This is a genomic window from Haladaptatus sp., from assembly GCF_049589095.1.
In the GTDB taxonomy this organism is placed as follows: domain Archaea; phylum Halobacteriota; class Halobacteria; order Halobacteriales; family Haladaptataceae; genus Haladaptatus.
In genome coordinates, this window is sequence record NZ_JBAWAC010000555.1 from 1 (window position 1) to 2,468 (window position 2,468).

The 2,468-nt window shown below is 64.2% G+C and carries 3 protein-coding genes; 2 read left to right on the forward strand and 1 reads right to left on the reverse strand.

The features are described 5' to 3' along the window. Positions 1–451 (forward strand): hypothetical protein (locus WBV42_RS17545; protein WP_423987169.1); only part of this gene is annotated, 451 nt, incomplete at its 5' end. A gap of 161 nt (positions 452–612) precedes the next feature. Here WBV42_RS17545 and WBV42_RS17550 read toward each other — a convergent pair. Next, positions 613–1,926, reverse strand: coding sequence for an NUDIX domain-containing protein (locus tag WBV42_RS17550; RefSeq protein ID WP_423987171.1), 1,314 nt, complete (start codon positions 1,924–1,926; stop codon positions 613–615). A gap of 174 nt (positions 1,927–2,100) precedes the next feature. Between WBV42_RS17550 and WBV42_RS17555 the strand changes: the two genes are divergently transcribed. Beyond that, entirely contained in the window at positions 2,101–2,424 is a 324-nt protein-coding gene (locus tag WBV42_RS17555) for a MazG nucleotide pyrophosphohydrolase domain-containing protein (RefSeq protein ID WP_423987170.1), read from the forward strand. Positions 2,425–2,468: the final 44 nt, after the last annotated feature.

Below are 2,468 nucleotides of genomic sequence, written 5' to 3' on the forward strand. Positions count from 1 at the left end.
CGAACGAGGCGTCGCAGGCGGAAAAGCGACGTTCCCGTTCGAGGATTCGGACGGGAATCCCGTCTTCCACGTCGATTCGGGACAGACCTACGATATCGCCGGGGAGTTCACCGTCGTCGAAGCCGGGTCCGAGGAACCTCGACTCGTCATCACGAAGGAGTTCGACCTCGGCAGTCGCCACTGGACCATCGAACGACCGGGCGGCGAGACTCTCGCCGAACTCGATTCCCGGCGGGGCGTTGCCGGCGCGTTGAACGGCGTCACGAAACTCGTCTCTCCGTTCCCCCGTACGTTCTCCATCATGGCCTCGAACGGCGAACACATCGGCACCCTCGGGAAGCGAATTCATCCCCGGACCATCTACGACGTGAGCATCGACCGACCGGGCGCGATTCCGCGGATGACGCTCGTCGTCGGGGCGGTGGCTGTCGCGGTGCTCGAAGGCGTGTAAAGATTTGACTCGGCGGAATTTCGAAGGGCGGCTCGGAAGAAATCCTCGTCACAAGGGGCTCGGAGGGGGTAACTTTCGTCACCGCCGCCCGGGCGAGAGTATCCACTCGAACGGTTTGACTCTTGCGAGCGACGACTCCAAACGATGTTCAGCAAGCTGACTCAACGACTCTCGTTCTGCCATCCGGAGAGGTCCGCCAGTTCCTCGGCCACTGAACCGATTCCCCCACGGTCCAGGATACCACGCTCGGTCACGTAGCCGGAAACGAGTTCGGCGGGCGTCACGTCGAAGGTCGGATTCACCACCGACAGGTCCGCGTCGCCATCGTACACCGCATTCGGTGAGCCGTCTTCCAGCACGGGGTCGTCCGTCGTCCGAACCTTGTCGGTCGCGGTGACGACGAGAACGGGAACGTCCTCCCGGTTCGCCGCGAGCGCCGCGCCCCGCGTTCCGATCTTGTTCACCACGTCGCCGCTCGGGAGCACCGAATCCGCGCCGACGACGACGCAGTCGATTTCTTCGGTCGCCAGCACGTGCGCCGTCGCGGCGTCGGTGTGCAGGGTCACGTCGGTTCCCTCGGCCAGCGCTTCCGCCACGCCCACACCCTCGTTCGCGGGACGCGATTCGGCGACGAACACGCGCGCCGTGTTCCGAAGCGCATCGAGCACGGTCCCCGAGCGCGAGAGCGTGAGCACCGCGGCGTCGGCGATTTCCTCACGGGCGTTTTCCGTCGCGTTCTCGTCCACGCGGTAGGCTCGTTCGATGCCCTCGATAGCGGCGCGTTCGACCGTCTCGGGGACCCCTCCCGAACCCCTCGCGTCGGCCATGGCGCGATTCACGCGGTTTCCCAACGCGGCCATGCTCGGACGGGCGTCGAGCAAGTCGCGGGCGAGGGCGGCGAGTTCGTTCCAATCACTGTTCCCGCCATCACCATCGCCACTGCGGCCGCCACTACCACCGCCACTACCACCGCCGCCACCGCGAACCGCACACGTTCCCGCTCGGTCCCGAAGGACTTCGAGCGCTCGGACGGAGATGTACGCCGACCCGTGTTCGGCGTCCTCGCCGACCGATTCGACGGTCGGCGCGATGTGGTCGTAGGAGGTCCACAGATCAGGTACCGTCTTTCGACGGAGGATTTCCGTCGGCGGGACCCACTCCGCCTCGGTCGTCTCCCAGTCGATCCGTACGTCCCGGTTCGCACAGTCGAACAGGTATGGATGCACGACCCAGCGCTTGTCCAGCGATTTGTCGTCCACCTCGAACGGGTCGCCCGCCCGGACGAACGTGCAGTCGTCCAGCAGTCCGGTCTCCTCCTCGATTTCCTCGCGTGCGAGGGCGTCGGGGTCCCCCTCCGCGTGTCCGGCCACCCCTCCCCACCGCCCGGAGTACGACCCCACTTCCTCGCTTCGCCGGAGGAGCAATACCTCCCCACGGTTGCGCAGCATGCAGGTCACGACGTGGGTTTCGTCCATGAGCGAAGCGACGAGAGCGCGGGAGTTCAACCTGTGGGCGAACGCGACGACGAGTAGAGTAATTGTCTTGGCGGAACCGACGAGGTCGGTTCTCCGAAACGATGCCGACCGCGTCGTACTTATCATCGAAGCAACACCCCGAAAATTTACTTCGAACTGTCGTTGACTGTGAACATGGACGAACAGCAAACCGTCGCCGCGTTCGTGGAGGAACACGAACTGACGTGCGACCCGGCGTATCGAATCCTCGACCTGACGGCCGAAGTTGGCGAAATCGCGGCCGACGCGACGAAATCATCGAAATGGGGTGCTGACTCGGAAGCGCTCGACGTGAAGTCGGACGAAATCGGCGATGCGCTGTTCTCGCTGCTCGCGGTGGCGAACGCCCTCGACGTGGACGCGGGCGACGCCTTGGACGAAGCGCTCGAAAAGTATCGGGAGCGGATTCACGAGAGCGGAAGCGCGATGTCGAAAGCGGAAACTGATTTCGACAAGTGAGCACTTCGAGAAGCGAGTAAAACGGAGAGTACTTCGAGAAGCGA